17 protein-coding genes are annotated in these 16,026 nt (G+C 70.0%); 10 read left to right on the top strand and 7 right to left on the bottom strand.

All coding sequences use genetic code 11. The annotated features are described in order from the left end of the window. Position 1: 1 nt before the first annotated feature. Positions 2 to 937 (bottom strand): LysR family transcriptional regulator, encoded by a 936-nt coding sequence (locus LTT66_RS14235; protein ID WP_233069241.1) that lies wholly within the window; start codon positions 935 to 937, stop codon positions 2 to 4. Between the two features lie 110 nt (positions 938 to 1,047). Between LTT66_RS14235 and LTT66_RS14230 the strand changes: the two genes are divergently transcribed. From LTT66_RS14230 to LTT66_RS14210, 5 genes are all read left to right on the top strand, one after another. Next, the gene (locus tag LTT66_RS14230; protein ID WP_233067549.1) at positions 1,048 to 1,998 is read left to right on the top strand and encodes an EamA family transporter; all 951 of its coding nucleotides are present in this window, start codon (positions 1,048 to 1,050) and stop codon (positions 1,996 to 1,998) included. A 165-nt stretch (positions 1,999 to 2,163) separates the two neighbouring features. After that, entirely contained in the window at positions 2,164 to 3,939 is a 1,776-nt protein-coding gene (locus LTT66_RS14225; RefSeq protein WP_233067547.1) for a hydroxysqualene dehydroxylase, read from the top strand. A gap of 71 nt (positions 3,940 to 4,010) precedes the next feature. Then, a complete protein-coding gene (locus LTT66_RS14220; protein ID WP_233067544.1) occupies positions 4,011 to 4,652 on the top strand; it encodes a pyridoxamine 5'-phosphate oxidase family protein in 642 nt (213 codons plus the stop codon). 65 nt (positions 4,653 to 4,717) lie between these two features. Then, entirely contained in the window at positions 4,718 to 5,956 is a 1,239-nt protein-coding gene (locus LTT66_RS14215; protein WP_233067541.1) for a MurT ligase domain-containing protein, read from the top strand. Next, complete coding sequence (locus tag LTT66_RS14210; protein ID WP_195066912.1) at positions 5,953 to 6,663, top strand: type 1 glutamine amidotransferase; 711 nt, start codon at positions 5,953 to 5,955, stop codon at positions 6,661 to 6,663. The genes LTT66_RS14215 and LTT66_RS14210 overlap by 4 nt, the downstream gene beginning before the upstream one ends. A 22-nt stretch (positions 6,664 to 6,685) precedes the next feature. On the opposite strand, the gene LTT66_RS14205 is transcribed toward LTT66_RS14210, so the two are convergent. Together LTT66_RS14205 and LTT66_RS14200 are read right to left on the bottom strand one after the other, a co-directional pair. Then, positions 6,686 to 7,600, bottom strand: coding sequence for a transglutaminase family protein (locus tag LTT66_RS14205; RefSeq protein WP_233067538.1), 915 nt, complete (start codon positions 7,598 to 7,600; stop codon positions 6,686 to 6,688). Further along, complete coding sequence (locus LTT66_RS14200) at positions 7,597 to 10,629, bottom strand: circularly permuted type 2 ATP-grasp protein (RefSeq protein ID WP_408638849.1); 3,033 nt, start codon at positions 10,627 to 10,629, stop codon at positions 7,597 to 7,599. The genes LTT66_RS14205 and LTT66_RS14200 overlap by 4 nt, the downstream gene beginning before the upstream one ends. 304 nt (positions 10,630 to 10,933) lie before the next feature. On the opposite strand from LTT66_RS14200, the gene LTT66_RS14195 reads away from it, so the two are divergent. Continuing rightward, positions 10,934 to 11,152, top strand: coding sequence for a hypothetical protein (locus tag LTT66_RS14195; RefSeq protein ID WP_233067536.1), 219 nt, complete (start codon positions 10,934 to 10,936; stop codon positions 11,150 to 11,152). Between the two features lie 9 nt (positions 11,153 to 11,161). Beyond that, positions 11,162 to 11,806, top strand: a complete 645-nt coding sequence (locus LTT66_RS14190; protein WP_233067534.1) for a hypothetical protein — start codon at positions 11,162 to 11,164, stop codon at positions 11,804 to 11,806. A 6-nt stretch (positions 11,807 to 11,812) separates the two neighbouring features. On the opposite strand, the gene LTT66_RS14185 is transcribed toward LTT66_RS14190, so the two are convergent. From LTT66_RS14185 to LTT66_RS14175, 3 genes are all read right to left on the bottom strand, one after another. Then, on the bottom strand, positions 11,813 to 12,430 hold the full coding sequence (locus tag LTT66_RS14185) for a LysE family translocator (protein WP_181721084.1): 618 nt from the start codon (positions 12,428 to 12,430) through the stop codon (positions 11,813 to 11,815). A gap of 102 nt (positions 12,431 to 12,532) precedes the next feature. Then, positions 12,533 to 13,141, bottom strand: a complete 609-nt coding sequence (gene recR / locus LTT66_RS14180) for a recombination mediator RecR (protein WP_043685451.1) — start codon at positions 13,139 to 13,141, stop codon at positions 12,533 to 12,535. 13 nt (positions 13,142 to 13,154) lie between these two features. After that, positions 13,155 to 13,487 (bottom strand): YbaB/EbfC family nucleoid-associated protein, encoded by a 333-nt coding sequence (locus LTT66_RS14175; RefSeq protein ID WP_063709377.1) that lies wholly within the window; start codon positions 13,485 to 13,487, stop codon positions 13,155 to 13,157. A 186-nt stretch (positions 13,488 to 13,673) separates the two neighbouring features. Between LTT66_RS14175 and LTT66_RS14170 the strand changes: the two genes are divergently transcribed. From LTT66_RS14170 to LTT66_RS14160, 3 genes are read left to right on the top strand one after another with little or no spacing between them, the layout of a single operon-like run. Then, positions 13,674 to 14,285 carry a hypothetical protein gene (locus LTT66_RS14170; RefSeq protein WP_233067532.1) on the top strand — a complete coding sequence of 204 codons (612 nt, stop codon included), beginning with the start codon at positions 13,674 to 13,676 and terminating at the stop codon, positions 14,283 to 14,285. A gap of 50 nt (positions 14,286 to 14,335) precedes the next feature. Then, on the top strand, positions 14,336 to 15,148 hold the full coding sequence (locus LTT66_RS14165) for a MerR family transcriptional regulator (RefSeq protein WP_233067530.1): 813 nt from the start codon (positions 14,336 to 14,338) through the stop codon (positions 15,146 to 15,148). A 14-nt stretch (positions 15,149 to 15,162) separates the two neighbouring features. Then, on the top strand, positions 15,163 to 15,513 hold the full coding sequence (locus LTT66_RS14160) for a VOC family protein (RefSeq protein WP_233067527.1): 351 nt from the start codon (positions 15,163 to 15,165) through the stop codon (positions 15,511 to 15,513). 62 nt (positions 15,514 to 15,575) lie between these two features. Here LTT66_RS14160 and LTT66_RS14155 read toward each other — a convergent pair whose 3' ends face one another. Beyond that, complete coding sequence (locus tag LTT66_RS14155) at positions 15,576 to 16,010, bottom strand: SRPBCC family protein (RefSeq protein WP_233067525.1); 435 nt, start codon at positions 16,008 to 16,010, stop codon at positions 15,576 to 15,578. Between the last annotated feature and the right edge of the window lie 16 nt (positions 16,011 to 16,026).

The following is a 16,026-nucleotide window of genomic DNA, read 5'->3' as shown; positions in this document are numbered from 1 at the left end:
ATCATCCTCGTGCGGCGGTGTCTTTTCCGCTCACCGCGCCCACGTCGGTGGTCGCGATCGCGGCGGCCGATTCGAAAGCAGCGAGCACGGCGGCGACCGCCGGACGGGCATCGGCCCGCGGGCGGGTGACCAGTTCGTACATCCGGGCGGCACGCACGCCCGACAACCGCAGCACCGCGAGAGCGGGGTGTCCCACGGCGTAGCGCGGCATGAGCGCGACGCCGTAGCCGGTGGCCACCAGTGTCTCGATGACGCGGAAATCGTTCAGGCGCTGTGCTATCCGCGGCTGTACGCCGGTCACGGTGGCGATCGAGCGCAGCACGTCGTCGACCGGGAAACCGCCCCGCACGCTCAGCCAGGTCTCGTCGGCCAATTCCTCCGGCGCGACGGCCGAACGGCCCGCGAGCCGATGGGTCGGCGCGGCCACGACATCGATCGGCTCGCGCATGAGCGCCCGGGTCGCGACGCGCGGGTCGGCGATCGGCGCGGCGCGTTCGTCGCGGTGGGTCAGGACCACGTCGTAGTCGGCGAGCAGTCGCGCCACCTCCGACGGGGGCACGTCCTCGTCTCGCGCGATCACCTCCACTCCGCTGTCCACCATGCCGGGCAGCACATGGGGCAGCAGCAACGCACCACCCGAGGGGAACACCGCGACGCGGACCCGCCCGCGCGGCGAGCCACGATAGTGGGCCATCTCGGCGACCGCGCGGTCCATGGCGGCGAGCACCTCGTCGGCGCGCACCACCAAGGCGCGGCCCGCGTCGGTGAGCCGCACCCGTCTGCCGTCCGGTTCGAGCAGGGCCACCCCGGCCTCCCTGGCCAGCACCTTGAGTTGTTGTGAGACGGCAGAGGGCGTCATGGACAGCGCCGAGGCCACGGCGGCGACGGTGCCCCGATCGGCGAGCTCACGCAGCACACGGAGCCGTTCCAGCGCCATGGGCGGCCCGGAAACGGCGGGGCCGGAGGTCAAGTCCATTAAGCAACACTACATTATTGATCCACAATTATTCGATTGTTCTGATCATTAGCAACTCGCACGATGGGGATGTGACCAACCGCGACCGCCTGCTCGGCTTGACCGTCGTCCTGCTCTGGGGACTGAATTTCCTCGCCATCCGGGTGGGGCTCGACCACTTCCCGCCGTTCTTCTTCGCGGCACTGCGCTTCGCGGTGCTCGCGGTCCCCGCCCTGCTGTTCATCCCGCGTCCCGCGGTGCGAATGCGCTGGATCCTGCTGTACGGCACCGGTTTCGGCATCCTGCAGTTCGCGTTCCTGTTCACCGCGATGCGGGTGGGCATGCCGACCGGCCTCGCCTCGCTGGTGCTGCAATCCTCCGCGCCGTTCACCGTGCTGCTCGGCACGCTGCTGCTGGGCGAGCGGATGCGGCCGGTGCAGGTCGGGGGCATCACCGTCGCGGTGGCGGGCATGGCGGTGATCGGCTGGGACCGGCTGGAACACGCCGCGCTGCTGCCCGTGCTGCTGACCCTCGCGGGCGGGCTCGGCTGGGCCTTCGGCAACATCGGCGCGCGCCTGGCCGGTACCGAGTCCCTCGGCGTCAACCCGCTGCACCTGATGCTGTGGACCACCGCAGTGCCGCCGGTGCCCCTGTTCGCGCTGTCCGTGTTCGCCGAAGGACCGACCACGGGCGCTCGCGCCTTGGCCGAGTTGTTCACGACTGAGGGTTTGCCCGCTCTCCTGGCCCTCGCCTATATCGCCGTCCTCGCCACCGTGGTCGGTACGGGACTGTGGACCTACCTGCTCGGGCGCTATCCGGCGGGTCTGGTCGCGCCGTTCTCGCTGCTCGTTCCGGTCGTCGGAATCGCCGCGGCCTGGACTGTCCTCGACGAGACACCGACCCCGTTGTCGCTGGTCGGCGGCGTCGTGGTGCTGGCGGGCGCGTTCGCCGCCACGTCGAGCAAGCCGCGTGCGGCGACGATGGATGTCCGCACCGGGACACCGGGCACCCCCGCGATGGCCGGATCCGGCCACCCGGCCTGAACGGGCGGTCACGCCGCGATCCGGCCGACCCGCGTGCGCTCGATCGCACAGATTCCGCAGAGTGCGCCGATCGCTTCGCGGGGTCGGTGCGAGATGCTCGGATTGCCGCCTTACAGTAGTGCCCGGCGTGGAAGTTGGTCCCGGTTCTAGGCAGCAGAGCGGCGCATGGCAGAAAATCGATGGACCGTATCGCGAAGAGCACTGCTTCGTAACACGGTCGCAGCGGGGGTGGCTACAGCGGGGGCGCTGACGGCGGGTGCGTCGCTACCGGCGCCGGCCGCGGCGAATCCCGGCGGAGGACGGGTCGCGGTGCTCGGCGGTGGTGTCGCCGGCCTCACCGCAGCCCACGAGCTGGCGGAACGCGGATTCCAGGTCACCGTCTACGAAAAGCGCGCATGGGGCGGCAAAGCCCGCAGCGTCGGCGTACCGGGCACCGGAGCGGGGGGACGGCCGGATCTGCCCGGCGAGCACGGTTTCCGCTTCTTCCCCGGCTTCTATCAGCACGTGCCGGACACCATGCGGCGAATTCCCTTCCCGGGCAACGCCAACGGAGTCTGGGACAACCTCGTCGCCGTGCCGGAGGCACGATTCGCACGGCGCGGCGGCGACGACTTCCGCGTCCCGCTCGGCCCGCGCGCCCGCTCGGGCTTCAACCACGAAGCCTTCCGTGAAACGCTCGGCGCCGCGCTGTCGACCGCGCTGAAAATGCCCGCCGACGAGGGAATCTACTTCGCCGAACGGCTGCTGGTCTTCAACACCAGTTGCGACGCCCGCCGCCTCGGACAGTGGGAACGCACCTCCTGGCACGATTTCGTCGGCGGCCACGCGCGCTCGCACGAGTTCCGCGCGCTGCTCTCGCGCACGCTGACCAGCATCATGGTCGCCGCGAAGGAGAACGTGGCCAGCGTGCGCACCATCGGCACGATGGGCGAGCAGTTCCTCGGCAATCCCTTCCAGATCGGCAACGACGGCGGCCTCGACCGGGTGCTGAACGGTCCGACCAACGCGGTGTGGATCGACCCGTGGCTGCGGCGGATCCGGGAACTGGGAGCGGAATTCGTGCTCGGCGCCGAGGTGCGCGAACTCGAGGTGCGCGACCGCAGGATCACCGCGGCCCGCATCCTGGACGAGACCGGCGCGCAGCGCACGATCGAGGCCGACTACTTCGTCGTCGCGCTGCCCGCCGAACGGGCACGCACCCTGTGGTCGCCGCAAGTGCTCGCCGTGCAGCCCGAGTTGGCCGCGATGGACAACCTCTTCACCGACTGGATGAACGGCATCCAGTTCTATCTGCGCCGACCGGCGGAGATCTCGCGCGGCCACACCGCCTACATCGATGCGCCGTGGTCGCTCACCTCGATCAGCCAGAACCAGCTGTGGCGCCGCAAGCTGCCCGAGTTCGGCGACGGCAGCGTGCAGGACTGCCTGTCGGTGGACATCTCCGACTGGAACACCCCCGGCATCGTGTTCGGCAAACCGGCCAAGGAGTGCACGCACGAGGAGATCGCCCGCGAGACCTGGGCGCAGATCCGGGCCCACCTGGTCGACCGCGGCGAGGTGCTGCGCGACGCCGACCTGCACTCTTGGTTCCTCGACCCGGGCATCACCTGGCAGGAGGGGCAGCGGCGCAACGCCAATGCCGACCCACTGCTGATCAACACGGCCGGGTCGTGGGAGTACCGTCCGCAACCGCACGGCGCACTGGAGAACCTGTTCCTGGCAGGCGATTACGTGCGCACGAACATCGACCTGGCCACCATGGAGGGCGCCAACGAATCCGCGCGAGCCGCGGTGAACGCGCTTCTGGAGGTGTCCGGTTCGAACGCGGAGCGCTGCCGGATGTTCACCCTGTTCCGCGCGCCCGAACTGGAACCGCTGCGCCGGATCGACGCCGACCGCTACGCGGCGGGACAGCCGAACATGTTCGACGTCCCCGTCTGAACGTGATCGATGTCCCTCTGCGGAACGGAATTCGATCGCGCCGTCCCCGCGGGCGGTGCTTCAATCGAATCATGCGCGAGAGCACCGGCCCGAACGAGATCACCGACCCGGCGGACCTGCGGGAGTTGCTCGGCGCGGTGATGCCGCGCGCCGCGACCAAGGAGCGAGCCGCACTGCACGCCAGGGACCGCGAGTGGATCGCCACCTCGCCGTTCCTGGTGATGAGCACCAGCGACGCGGACGGCAACTGCGATGCCTCCCCCAAGGGCGATCCGGCCGGATTCGTGCGGGTGCTCGACGACACCACCATCGCCATTCCCGAGCGCCCTGGTAACCGGCGCGCCGACGGCTACCTCAATATCCTGGCCAACCCGCACGTCGGGCTGATGTTCGTGATCCCGGGCCGCCGCGAAACGCTGCGGATCAACGGCCGCGCGCGGCTGGTGCGCGACGCGCCGTACTTCGACGACATGGTGGTGCGCGGGCACCGCCCGATCCTCGCCGTCGAGGTGGACATCGACCAGATCTTCTTCCACTGCGCCAAGGCGTTCATGCGAAGCCACCTGTGGGAGCCGCAACAGTGGCCGCAGGACTCCCTGCCGAGCGCCGCCTGCCTGGTCAAAGAGGTGCAGACGAACGTCACCGAGACGGTGGAGGAGCTGGAGCGCTACTACTCCCCGGAGAACTACGCCGCCAACCTCTACCAGGGCTGAGCCGCGTGGCCCACGCCACCCGACCGCGGCGCGCCCGGATCGCGGGGCGAACATAGACTCGCGACGTGGCAGAGATATCGGTGCGTGGACGGCTCGCGCTGGCGGCGGCGGCCGCGGCGTCCTGGGCCTCGCAGAAGGCGGGTCGCGGCAAGGGCTCGATGATCGGCGGCCTGATCGCGTTGAAGATCGATCCGACCGTCATGGACCAGCTGGGGCGGCAGCGGCGCACCGTGCTGGTGACCGGCACGAACGGCAAGTCCACCACCACGCGGATGACCACCGCCGCGCTCAGCACGCTGGGCACGGTCGCGACCCAGGCCGACGGCGCGAACATGGACGCGGGCATCGTCGCCGCGCTCAACGCCCACCGGCGCGCGCCGCTGGCCGCGATCGAGGTGGACGAACTGCATCTGCCGCACGTCACCGATTCGCTGAACCCCTCGGCGGTGGTACTGCTGAACCTCAGCCGTGACCAGCTCGACCGGGTCGGCGAGATCAACATGATCGAGCGCAAGCTGCGCGCCGGGCTGGCCGGGCATCCCGCCACCGTCGTGGTGGCCAACTGCGACGACGTGCTGGTCACCTCGATCGCCTACGACCATCCCAACGTGGTGTGGGTGTCCGCGGGCAGCGGCTGGGCGATGGACGCGACCAGCTGCCCCCGCAGCGGCGAGCCGATCGTCTGGGAGGGGACGCACTGGCGCAGTACCGGCGCGGACTTCCAACGACCCGAACCGGATTGGTGGCTCGACGGGGACGATCTGGTCGGGCCGGGCGGCGTGCGCTTCCCGTTGCGGCTGGCGCTGCCCGGCCGGGCCAATCGCGGCAATGCCGCACAGGCGGTGGCCGCGGCCGTCGCACTGGGCGCCGATGCGGAGCAGGCGGTCGCGGCCGCGGGCACGGTGCGCGAGATCGCGGGCCGCTACCGCACCGTGCAGGTCGGCGAGCACGACGCGCGTCTGCTGCTGGCGAAGAACCCGGCGGGGTGGCAGGAGGCGCTGTCGATGATCGAGCCGACCTCGGCGGGCCTGGTGATCGCGGTGAACGGCCAGGTGCCCGACGGCGAGGACCTGTCCTGGCTGTGGGACGTGCGCTTCGAGCACTTCGAAGGCGTGCAGGTGGTGGCGGCCGGTGAGCGGGCCACCGATCTCGCCGTGCGACTGACCTACGCGGGCGTGGAGCACACCACGGTGCCCGATCCGGTGCGCGCCATCGCGTCGTGCCCCGCCGGCCATGTGGAAGTGCTGGCGAACTACACCGCGTTCCGCGATCTCAACCGTGACCTCGAGGAGCGGGCATCATGAGCGAATCGACCCTGCGCATCGGCCTGGTGCTGCCGGACGTGATGGGCACCTACGGCGACGGCGGCAACGCCCTCGTGCTGCGGCAGCGGCTGCGCATGCGCGGCTACGACGCCGAGATCGTCGAGATCACGCTGTCGGAGCCGGTGCCGGATTCCCTGGACATCTACACCCTCGGCGGCGCGGAGGATTCCGCCCAGCGGCTGGCCACCCGGCACCTGCAGCGCTACCCCGGCTTGCAGCGCGCCGCCGCGAAAGGCGCTCCGGTACTGGCGATCTGCGCGGCCATCCAGGTACTCGGCCAGTGGTACGAGACCTCGGCGGGCGAGCGGGTGGACGGCGTCGGCCTGATCGACGTCACCACATCGCCGCAGCCCAAGCGCGCCATCGGCGAGGTGACCACCGCACCGCTGCTCGACGGCCTCACCGCGGCGCTGACCGGCTTCGAAAACCACCGGGGCGGAACGAAACTCGGCGGCGAGGCGCACGGCCTGGCCCGGGTCACCCGCGGCGTCGGCAACGGCGTCGGCGACGGGCTGGAAGGCGTCGTCCAGGGTTCAGTGATCGGCACCTACATGCACGGTCCGGCGCTGGCCCGCAACCCCGAACTCGCCGACCTGCTGCTCACCCGCGCCCTCGGCGGCACCGAACTGGCCCCCCTCGACCTCCCCGAGGTGGACCAGCTGCGCCGCGAGCGCCTGCGCGCCTGAGCCGCGTGGTGGTGCCGAGTGATCAGTCTCCGGTCTCGGTGACGTCGACCGAGACGGTGATGACGCTGTCCTTCGCGTCGGTGTAGATGATGCCGCGCAGCGGAGGGACGTCGGCGTAGTCCCGGCCCCAGGCGGCGGTGATGTATCGCTCGTCGGCGAACTGGTCGTTGGTGGGGTCGAAGTCGACCCAGTGGCCCGCCCGGTCGTGTCCATCCACGCCGGGCGCCCACACCGCCGCCCAGGCGTGCGTGGCGTCGGCGCCGATCATCCGCTCCTTCCCCGGCGGCGGATCGGTGGCCAGGTAGCCCGAGACGTACCTGGCGGCGAGGCCTTGCGAGCGCAGGCAGGCGACGGCGAGACGCGCGAAGTCCTGGCAGACGCCGGCTCGGGCCGCGAACACGTCGGCCACCCGAGTGGATACCGTCGTGGCGCCGGACCGGTAGGCGAAGTCGGTGTAGATGCGGGTGTTCAGCTCGTCCACCGCGGCCAGCAGCGGCCTGCCCGGCAGGAAGGATTCGGCCGTGTAGGCGACGAGGTCCGCAGTGATCTCCGGCGGGTGCAGGTCGAGGGCGAACTCGACGGCGAACGGCCCGTTCGCTCCGGTGGGGCGCGCTTTCTCCCAAGGTTGGGCGGCCGATGCGGCGCGATCGTGTCCGGGGGCGTCGACCTCGACGAGCGATTCGCCGACCACCGTCAGAGCGCGGTGCTCGGTGGTGACGTGGAAGTAGGAGGTGCGATTGCCGTACACGTCCGCGCCGACCGATCGGTCCGACGGCGCGGGGTCGATTCGGATGTCGTGTGCGATCAGTCGTTGGCCGGGGAATTCGCGGGGCGTCAGGTACGCCCGCCCGTACGAACTGGTGACCTCCCCGGAGTACGCGTATCTGGTGCGATGCTCCACCCGGTAGCGCCGGGCCGCGCCGTCTGGGCCGGTCATTCGACAACCTGCGCGCTGCCCCACAGCGGCTGGATACCGATCGGGAGCGACAGCGTGGTGGTCTCGAAGGACTCGGACATCTTGCGCAGGCGCGAGTGCACTCCCTCCAGCAATTCGGCCAGTTCGGTGCGCCGGTCGTCCGCGTCGGTGAACTCGAGGTCGTCGGGGTCCAGGCGGCGCAGCATGCGTCGCGCGTCCGCGAGCAGCCGCTGCGGACGCGACGAGCCGGAGGCGCCGGGCAAAGCGTGGAAATCGGCGTGGAGCCGATCCAGCTGATAGGCCAGCGATCGCGGATTGGCGGTGTCGAACAGCAGGAGCTCGGCGACGGTGGAGATGCGCACCGAATCCCGGTGCCGCCGACGGTAACTCACCGAGGACTCGGTGGCGCGCAGCACCCACTCGGTGACTTCCCGCTCGGTCTCCTCCCGATACTGCTGGGTCAGCGCGGCCGACAGCGATGCGGTCAGGGCCAGACCGCGCTCGATTCGCTTGCCGATGTCCCTGACGTACCACCCGGCGTCGCGGACCAGCGACTCCCCGTCGATCCCGGCCAGCGCGAGCAGCCCGGCCAGGGTCTGTGCGTGCACCTGCGACAGCTCCGCTTCCTGGTCGTCCACCGCACCCGGATAGCAGGCCAACGCGCGGTCGATGGCACCGAGGATCATCCAGGTGTCCGTCGGCAACTGGTCCCGCACGGCCCGCGCGGCGCTGCCGTACCGCTCGATCGCGAAGGCCAGCGATCCGGGGAGGTCCCGATCGATCGTCAGGGCGACGAGATAGTCGTGGCCCTCCCGGGACGCGCCGGTCGGTGCGCCGCTACCCGGTCGTTCGGCGACGGCCTCTACCCCGCCCGTAGCCGATTGTCGCGCACCGGCCCTGGCCACGGCTTCGACCCGAGCCACGCCGGAATCACACTCCGCTCGCTCCCGATCAGTTCCGCTCCCTGCTGCTTTCGGCGCTCCGGCTCTCGGCGACGGTGCGGCCGGGCCCTCCGCAACGGAACGTTCGCCGGAAAACGGCGGCTGCGCGGCATCTTCCGCCGATCCGCCCGCACCCGGCAGCGCCGGGACGGCCTGGGACTCGTGATCGGAATACCCGATCGATCCGGCCGCCGCCGTGTGCGCTCGATCGTCGCCGTACTGCGCGACCGGCACGTCACCCGACCGTGACAGCATGTCGCGATCGGACGAATTCTGCTGCGGCGCGGGGGCATGCGCCTCCGGGCCGGACGGTCCCTCGGCCGGTGCGGCGGTGGCGGTGGTCCGGCCGAGCGCGGCGAAGAGGACCGGCAGCGCTTGTGCGCCCTCCAGCCAAGGGCGATAGCGGAACTCCTGGTAGCGCTCGTGGGTGGCGATCAGCAGACGCGCCGTGTCCTCGGCGCGCTCGCCGTAGCGGCCCATCCAGAACAGGTCGTTGAGCACGCGCGGGGAGCTGATCGCGGCCACGATCGGGGCGGTGCGCCGTTCCCGCTCCGCGCTCGGCGGCTCGGTGCCCGTCGCTGCCGCGGCCTGCGGCGCGGCCCGCACCCAGATGTCCTTGGCGGCGACCTTGATCGCGGCGCGTTCGGTCGTGCGCTGCCGCAGCTGGCCGAGACCGCCGGACATCACGGTGTAACCGCCGCGGTGGGCCAGCGAGAACAAGCGCATCCCGACCGGAGCCGCGGCGAGCCCGTCGTGATCGCGAACGGCGGGCGCGACCGAGAACTGCGCCGGTTCCTGGCCGACCCACTGCCATCCGTGCGCGCCGATCCTGCCCTTCAGCTCGTCGCGCTGCTCCCGGCTCAGCTCCGGTCCGAACAGCGTGGCTCCGTCGACCGCCGAGCGCAGGACCAGCCCATCCAGATGCGCGATCAGGTGCGCACGCTCCCGGTCGTGCCCGCCCCAGTACGACGGCGCACTCTCCAGCAGCAGGTCCTCGCCGAGTAGCGCACGCGAGAGCCCGGGCAGGAAACCAGCCAGCGCGGGGTTCTCCAGCAATCCGCTGCCGAGCGTGTTCACCACCGTCACCGCGCCGCGCCGCAGCACCTCGACCAGTCCCACCACGCCCAGGCGCGAATCCGGCCGCAGGTCCAGCGGATCGGAGAACTCCGCGTCCACGCGGCGCAGCACCACGTCCACCCGTTTCAGCGTGCCCAGCGACCGCATCCACAGCGCACCGTCCCGCACCACCAGGTCCGCGCTCTCCACCAGCGGAAAGCCGAGGGTGGAGGCGAGATACGCCTGATCGAACGCGGTCTCGGAGTGCACGCCGGGGCTGAGCACCACGACCACCGGTTCGTCGTCGCCGTTCTGCGCCGATTCGATCAGCATCGAGCGCAGCGCCCTGGCGAAGGGCGTCAGCGGGCGCGGATTGGCGTGCTCGAACGACTCCGGGATCGCGGTCGACACCACCCTGCGGTCCGCCAGCGCGTATCCGGCGCCTGCGGGCGCCTGCGCCCAGTCCGCGAGCACCCGGAATCGCCCGTCGCTCCAGCGGCTGAGGTCGCAGGCGTGCAGGAAGAGCTGATGCCGCCCCGGCACGGTGATGCCGTGCGCGGTCCGGACATAGCCGCGGTTGCCGAACACCACTTCCGGCGCGAGCAGCCCCGAGTCGATCGTCCTGCGTGGGCCGTAGACATCGGTGAGCACCTCGTCGAGCACGCGGGAGCGCTGTTCCAGCCCCGCCTCCAGCCGAATCCAGTCGTCCGCGGCCACCAGCAGGGGAATCGGATCGAGCCGCCACGGCGACGGCGCCGTGGCGTCGGCCGGCGCGCCGGCCTCGAGGTAGGTGATGCCGTCGTCGTCGATCAGCCTGCGCACCCTGCTGTCCAGCCTGCCGAGGCCCTCCCCGCCGAGTTCGGCGAAGTCGGCGGACAGCTCCGACCAGATCCGGCGCACGTTGCCCTCGGCGTCGACCAGTTCGTCGTGGTAACCCGGGACCGGCCTGCCGCATTCGTCGTAGGTGGCGGTCTCGGCGCCGTCGATGCGGTAGCGCGCGAACTGCTCGCGCACGGTCGTGAGGGCCGCGGTCTCCCGCGGCTCGTCGCGCAACCTCACCGGCCGACCTCGCTTCCGCCGCATCCGTGCCCCACGGTCGCCGAACGCTTTCCAGAACGTTCGCGCCCGGAACCAACCGATCGTCCCGACGCATCGCATCGGTGGGCTGTGCGGTCATTTTCGCACGTCGTGGGCCCTGATCTGGTTGATACGGCAGTGTCCACTCCAGCAGCAACGCAGATAGCTGAGTGATTGCCATCACGCCGGATAGGGGCGACACACGGGCCGCGGATCCCACCGCAGCGGCCGTGCCGGTGGTATCACCGAATCACGACGAACGATCTCGCCAGGAGGTCACATGCGTACACCAGGTTGTTCATCCTGCGAATCGGCCCTCGACCACTGCCACGGAACGCTGATCGTGCACGCGCGCCGGATGGCCGAATGCACCGACGAGCACTGCCTCGATCTCGCCCATGCCCGCCACGCGTTCGTCCTCGATTGCCGGGATCTCGCGGGCGGCTGCCGATGCACCGACGACGACACGGTCCGCCGACGCGCCCGAGCGGTTCCGTAGCCTGGCCGGGTGAGCTATGACCACGTGTTGCTGCCGTCCGGTGTCGCGTCGTCGATCGCGGAGGTCGACGCCTACCTGAGCACCCAGCAGGGCGTCCCCGAGTCGGGGACGGTCGCCGGGATCGCGGCCGAACTGAACAGACGCAACGCGGAGTTACCCGAGGAGGACAACTTTCTCAGTGCCGCGCCGGTGGGCGGCGCCGCCACCGGCGCGGCACTCCACGTGTCGTGTCCCTACGACGCGATCGGCTTCGTACGGCACCTGCTGTTCGAACTCGCCACGCCGCTGAACTACGCCGTCTACGATCCGCAGCTGGCCTGGCTGATCGATCCCGCCGGGCACGTGCCCGCCATCGTCACGCACGGCGGCGGGGGCGAGTTCCCCTACCTGACCAAAGCCCTGATCGAGCAGTGGATTCCGGAGCTGAGCGCGCCCAACCCGTATCTCGTCGTCGAACGCGGTGAGCAGTTCTACATCCAGACCTATCGGGAGAACTCCGGCGCCTACACCCTGGAATACCGGGACGGCTCCCCCGACAAGCACTTCGGCACCACCGTCGCAGACCCTGCCACCGTGGCCGCCCTCATCTGGGGCTGGGCCAACGACGACCGCACCCGCTTTCCCGGCCTACCCTGGTCTCGCGTCGACCTCTGAACACGGTCACTGATTCTGGACGGCCAGCCGCCCCGCCAGCGCCAGGAACGAGGCGCCGAAGGCACGGCGCATCCAGGTGACAACGGTGGGACGCGAGACGACCTGGTCGCGGACGGCGGCGGCGCAAGCGCCGTACACCGCGAACACCACGAAGGTCGCCAGCATGAAGATGCCGCTCAGCGCGAGCATGCGCGCCAACGCGTTCGGCGCGCCGCTGGGTACGAACTGCGGGAGGAACGCGAAGAAGAAGACGGTCAGCTTGGGGTTGAGGAGGTTCAGCAGCACGGCCGAGGTGATCACTTTCCGCGCCGAGGGCACGGTGAGCCCGGTCGGCTCCGGGACGGCGAGCGCGCCCTTGTCCCGGAAAGTGGTCCAGGCCATGTACACCAGGTAGGCGACGCCTAGGTACTTCAGCGTCTGGAACGCGACCGCGCTGGCATTGAGCAGCGCGGCCAGACCGGTGATCGCCGCGATCATGTGCGGGACAGTGCCGAGCGTGCAGCCGAAGGCCGCGATCGCCGCGGCCCGCGCGCCGCGGGACAGTCCGGCGGCCAACGTGAACAGCACACCGGTGCCGGGCGTGGCGACGATGACGAGCGTCGTCAGCACGAATTCGATGCTCATCCTCGACACGGTAACTCGAGCCAGGCGCGGCGCAACCTTACTCGCGAGAGGCGTTCGCGAGACCGGGCCGCGGGGCGTTCCCGCCGGAGCGAGCGACAGCGCCTAGAGGGTCCGCCGCCCGGACAGCGCGCGGCCCAGGGTGAGTTCGTCGGCGAACTCCAGGTCGCCGCCCATCGGCAGGCCCGAGGCCAGTCTGGTCACGCTCAGACCGGGGAAGTCGCGCAGCATCCGGACCAGGTAGGTGGCGGTGGCCTCGCCCTCGGTGTTCGGGTCGGTCGCGATGATCACCTCGCTGACATCGACGCCGTCCTCCTGATTCCCGATGCGCGCCAGCAATTCCCGGATCCGCAACTGGTCGGGGCCGATACCGCTGAGCGGATCGAGCGCGCCGCCGAGCACGTGGTACCGACCGCGGAACTCCCTGGTGCGCTCGATCGCCTGCACGTCCTTCGGCTCCTCGACGACGCAGATCATGGTCCGGTCCCGGCGCGGATCGGCGCAGATGCGGCACAACTCGCCGTCGGAGACCGTCCCGCACGTGACGCAGAACTGCACACCGTCGCGCACCTTCTGCAGCGCGGCCTGCAACCGATCGATCTCCGGCGGCTCCACCTGGAGCAGGTGAAAGGCGATGCGCTGCGCGCTCTTCGGACCGACGCCGGGCAGCTTGCCCAGTTCGTCGATCAGATCCTGGACCGGACCCTCGTACAACTGCTACCTCGGCTCAGAAACCGGGCAGCGAACCGCCGCCGAGGCCACCGGACAGCGGTCCGAGCCGTTCCGCGGCGATGCGCTGCGCGTTGGCCATCGCGTCGTTGACCGCGCCGATGACCAGGTCCTGCAGGGTCTCGACGTCGTCGGGGTCGACGGCCTTCGGGTCTATGGTGAGCGAAACCACCTCACCGCTCGCCTTGATGGTGACCTTGACCAGCCCACCACCCGCCGCGCCGTCCACCTCGGTCGCCGCGATCTCGGCCTGGGCTTCCATCACCGCCTGCTGCATCTGCTGCGCCTGAGCGAGCAACTGTTGCATGTCGAACTGACCACCTGGCTGCACGGGAGGGTCCTCTCTGGAGAAGGTGTCATCGGCCAGCCTAGTCCTGCCACACCGTGCTTCCGGCGCGGCCCGACGGTCCGACGCGCGGCGCATGGCTGATAACAGGTTGGGTAGTTCCGATGGAGATCGCCCGAGAGTTCCTTACCATCGACACCGGGTCGAGACCGGTGTGCAAATCTGGAGACAATGATGATCGCAGTCCGTGCACGTTTCTCGAGCACGCTGGTGCTCACGCTCGGGGTCCCGGGCCTGTTTCTCGGCACCGGTCCGGTGTCCGCGGATACGGAGATCATCGACGCGACAGAGGTGATCGATGCCGAGACCACACCGGCCGTCGCCGATTACGGGAGCGGCTGCGTTCTCTACCCGGACGACAAGGCCGCGACCATCGACTCGCTGCGTTTCCGCTGCTCGGCCGAACAGCAGGACGCCATCTTCCGCGACGCGCCGCTGGGCGCCGTTCCCACCGGCGTGAAAGCGGGTTGGGTGACTCGCCCGCCGGTCATGCAGGCTGTGGCGCCCCCGCTGTGGATCGGCAAGACCTTCTACACCGGTCCGGACGGCGGATACCTGATGAACCGCCTCACCGGCGCGGGCGTCGAGGGCTGGCGCGCCGACGTCTACGCCTCGCCCGCCCTGACCGACGGGCGGCCCGCCTGGGCCCTCGACTACACGCCCTCCCCGACGCCGCCGGTCTACGACGAGATCCGCGAGGTCACCCCCGGTGTCTGGTTCGGCTACTCGTGGTGGCGCGGCGCGTTCCAGACCACCCTGCTGCTGACCTTCGCGCTCGGCTGAACATCGGACGCCGTTGACCCTCCCGTCACTGGAGGGTGTTGGCTGATGCCATGACAGCGACCGTCCCCATCGGGGAGTTCTCCAGGCTGAGCCACCTCAGTGTGAAGACGCTGCGCTACTACCACGAGATCGACCTGCTCGCCCCGGTCGATATCGACGCGGGTTCCGGCTATCGGCGGTACTCGACGGCGCAGGTGGCACAAGCCCAGCTGATTCGGCGGCTGCGCGAATTGGACATGCCGGTCCAGGAGATCCGCGCCGTGCTCACCGCGCCGGACGACAGCGCCCGCGACACCGCGCTGCGCGCGCATCTGGAACGCATGGAGGCGGAGCTGATCCGTACCCGCGCGGTGGTGACGTCGTTGCGTTCGCTGCTGACTCCCTCGGCCCCGATCACTGTGGAGTATCGCGTGGTTCCGGCGTTCCCGGCCGCGGCCCGCCGTGCGGTGGTGGCGCGCGAGCACATCGGCGAGTGGTGCGCGACGGCGTTCCAGGCGCTGTACGAAGCCCTCGACGCGGCAGGCGTCGCACCCGCGGGGGCCGGCGGGGCCACCTACGGCACCGACTTCTTCGAAGAGGACGAGGGCGAAGTGGTCGTGTTCGTCCCGGTCGCCGACCCCGGCATCGCCCTGCCCGCAGCGCTTTCCGTCGTCGAACTACCCGCGCGCCGTTTCGCGGTCACCGTGCACGACGGCCCGTTCGACGATTTCGACCGCACCTACGGCGCGCTGGGCAGTCATGTCGCCGAGCACGACGTCGCGCTGTCGGAGCCCATCCGCGAGCTGTACCTGCTGGGTCCGGACAAGTCCGACGACCCGGCCACCTACCGGACCGAAGTGTGCTGGCCCATCGCCCAGCCGTGAACAAGGAGATATCCATGACGCTCTCGATCGCCCACGTCACCATCGATTGCGAGAACGCGGGCACCATCGCCGAATTCTGGTCGCGGTTGCTGGAGACTCCCGTGGACCCCGACCCCAGCCCGGAGTTCGCGACCGTCGGCCGCACCGCGGGCGCCACGCCGGTGCTGATGTTCATCCGGGTACCCGACAAGAATCCGGGCAAGAACGTCATCCATCTGGACCTGCACGCATCCGACCGGGACGAGCAGGTCGGACGTGCGATCGAACTCGGCGCGAAGCACGTCGGCGATTTCGACGAGTGGGGCACGAAGTGGACGACGCTGGCCGACCCGGAAGGGAACCTCTTCGACATCGCGGCCGAGTAGACCGCGCGGCGAAAGCCGACCGCGACGACGGCCCGCACCGGACCGTCGTCGCGATCCTGCGATCAGGCCAGTTCGCGCTGCAGATTCGCGAGCACCTCGGCTTGGATCTTCTTCAGGCCCAGCGGCGCGAAGATGCCCTCGAAGATGCCCGCGACGCCGCCCGCGCCCTGCCAGGTGGTGCGCAGCGTGACCCGCGCGCCGGCGCCCTCCGGGGTGACGGTCCAGGTGTTCACCAGCGTCGAATTGGAGTCGCGCTCGGTGACAATGGAATCCGACACCGAAACGACGGCGTGCACGTTGCGCGAGCGCTTCTCGGTCGCCTGCAGCGTCCACTCGGCGACGGTGCCCGCGCCCTTGCCCCCTTCGACCACCTTGTAGTCGCGGTAATGCGACGTGAGAATGCGCGGACGCACGGTGTCGTAGTCGGCGATGGCCGCCAGCGTGCGCTGCGGATCCGCCGTCACGTCGATCGAACTGCTGGCGCTGACCTGTCCCACAATGAGCTCCTTGTCC

Origin of the sequence: Nocardia gipuzkoensis, assembly GCF_021183645.1 — a bacterium.
GTDB classification, from domain to species: domain Bacteria; phylum Actinomycetota; class Actinomycetes; order Mycobacteriales; family Mycobacteriaceae; genus Nocardia; species Nocardia abscessus.
This window is presented reverse-complemented; position numbering and strand designations above follow the sequence as displayed.

Bases quoted from the DNA above. Each gene is read 5' to 3' on its own strand.
- LTT66_RS14195 (WP_233067536.1), top strand. From the start codon at position 10,934: ATGCGTACACCAGGTTGTTCATCCTGCGAATCGGCCCTCGACCACTGC.
- LTT66_RS14165 (WP_233067530.1), top strand. From the start codon at position 14,336: ATGACAGCGACCGTCCCCATCGGGGAGTTCTCCAGGCTGAGCCACCTC.
- LTT66_RS14160 (WP_233067527.1), top strand. From the start codon at position 15,163: ATGACGCTCTCGATCGCCCACGTCACCATCGATTGCGAGAACGCGGGC.
- LTT66_RS14225 (WP_233067547.1), top strand. From the start codon at position 2,164: ATGGCAGAAAATCGATGGACCGTATCGCGAAGAGCACTGCTTCGTAAC.
- LTT66_RS14220 (WP_233067544.1), top strand. From the start codon at position 4,011: ATGCGCGAGAGCACCGGCCCGAACGAGATCACCGACCCGGCGGACCTG.
- LTT66_RS14235 (WP_233069241.1), bottom strand. From the start codon at position 937: ATGGCGCTGGAACGGCTCCGTGTGCTGCGTGAGCTCGCCGATCGGGGC.
- LTT66_RS14205 (WP_233067538.1), bottom strand. From the start codon at position 7,600: ATGACCGGCCCAGACGGCGCGGCCCGGCGCTACCGGGTGGAGCATCGC.
- LTT66_RS14210 (WP_195066912.1), top strand. From the start codon at position 5,953: ATGAGCGAATCGACCCTGCGCATCGGCCTGGTGCTGCCGGACGTGATG.
- LTT66_RS14185 (WP_181721084.1), bottom strand. From the start codon at position 12,430: ATGAGCATCGAATTCGTGCTGACGACGCTCGTCATCGTCGCCACGCCC.
- LTT66_RS14170 (WP_233067532.1), top strand. From the start codon at position 13,674: ATGATGATCGCAGTCCGTGCACGTTTCTCGAGCACGCTGGTGCTCACG.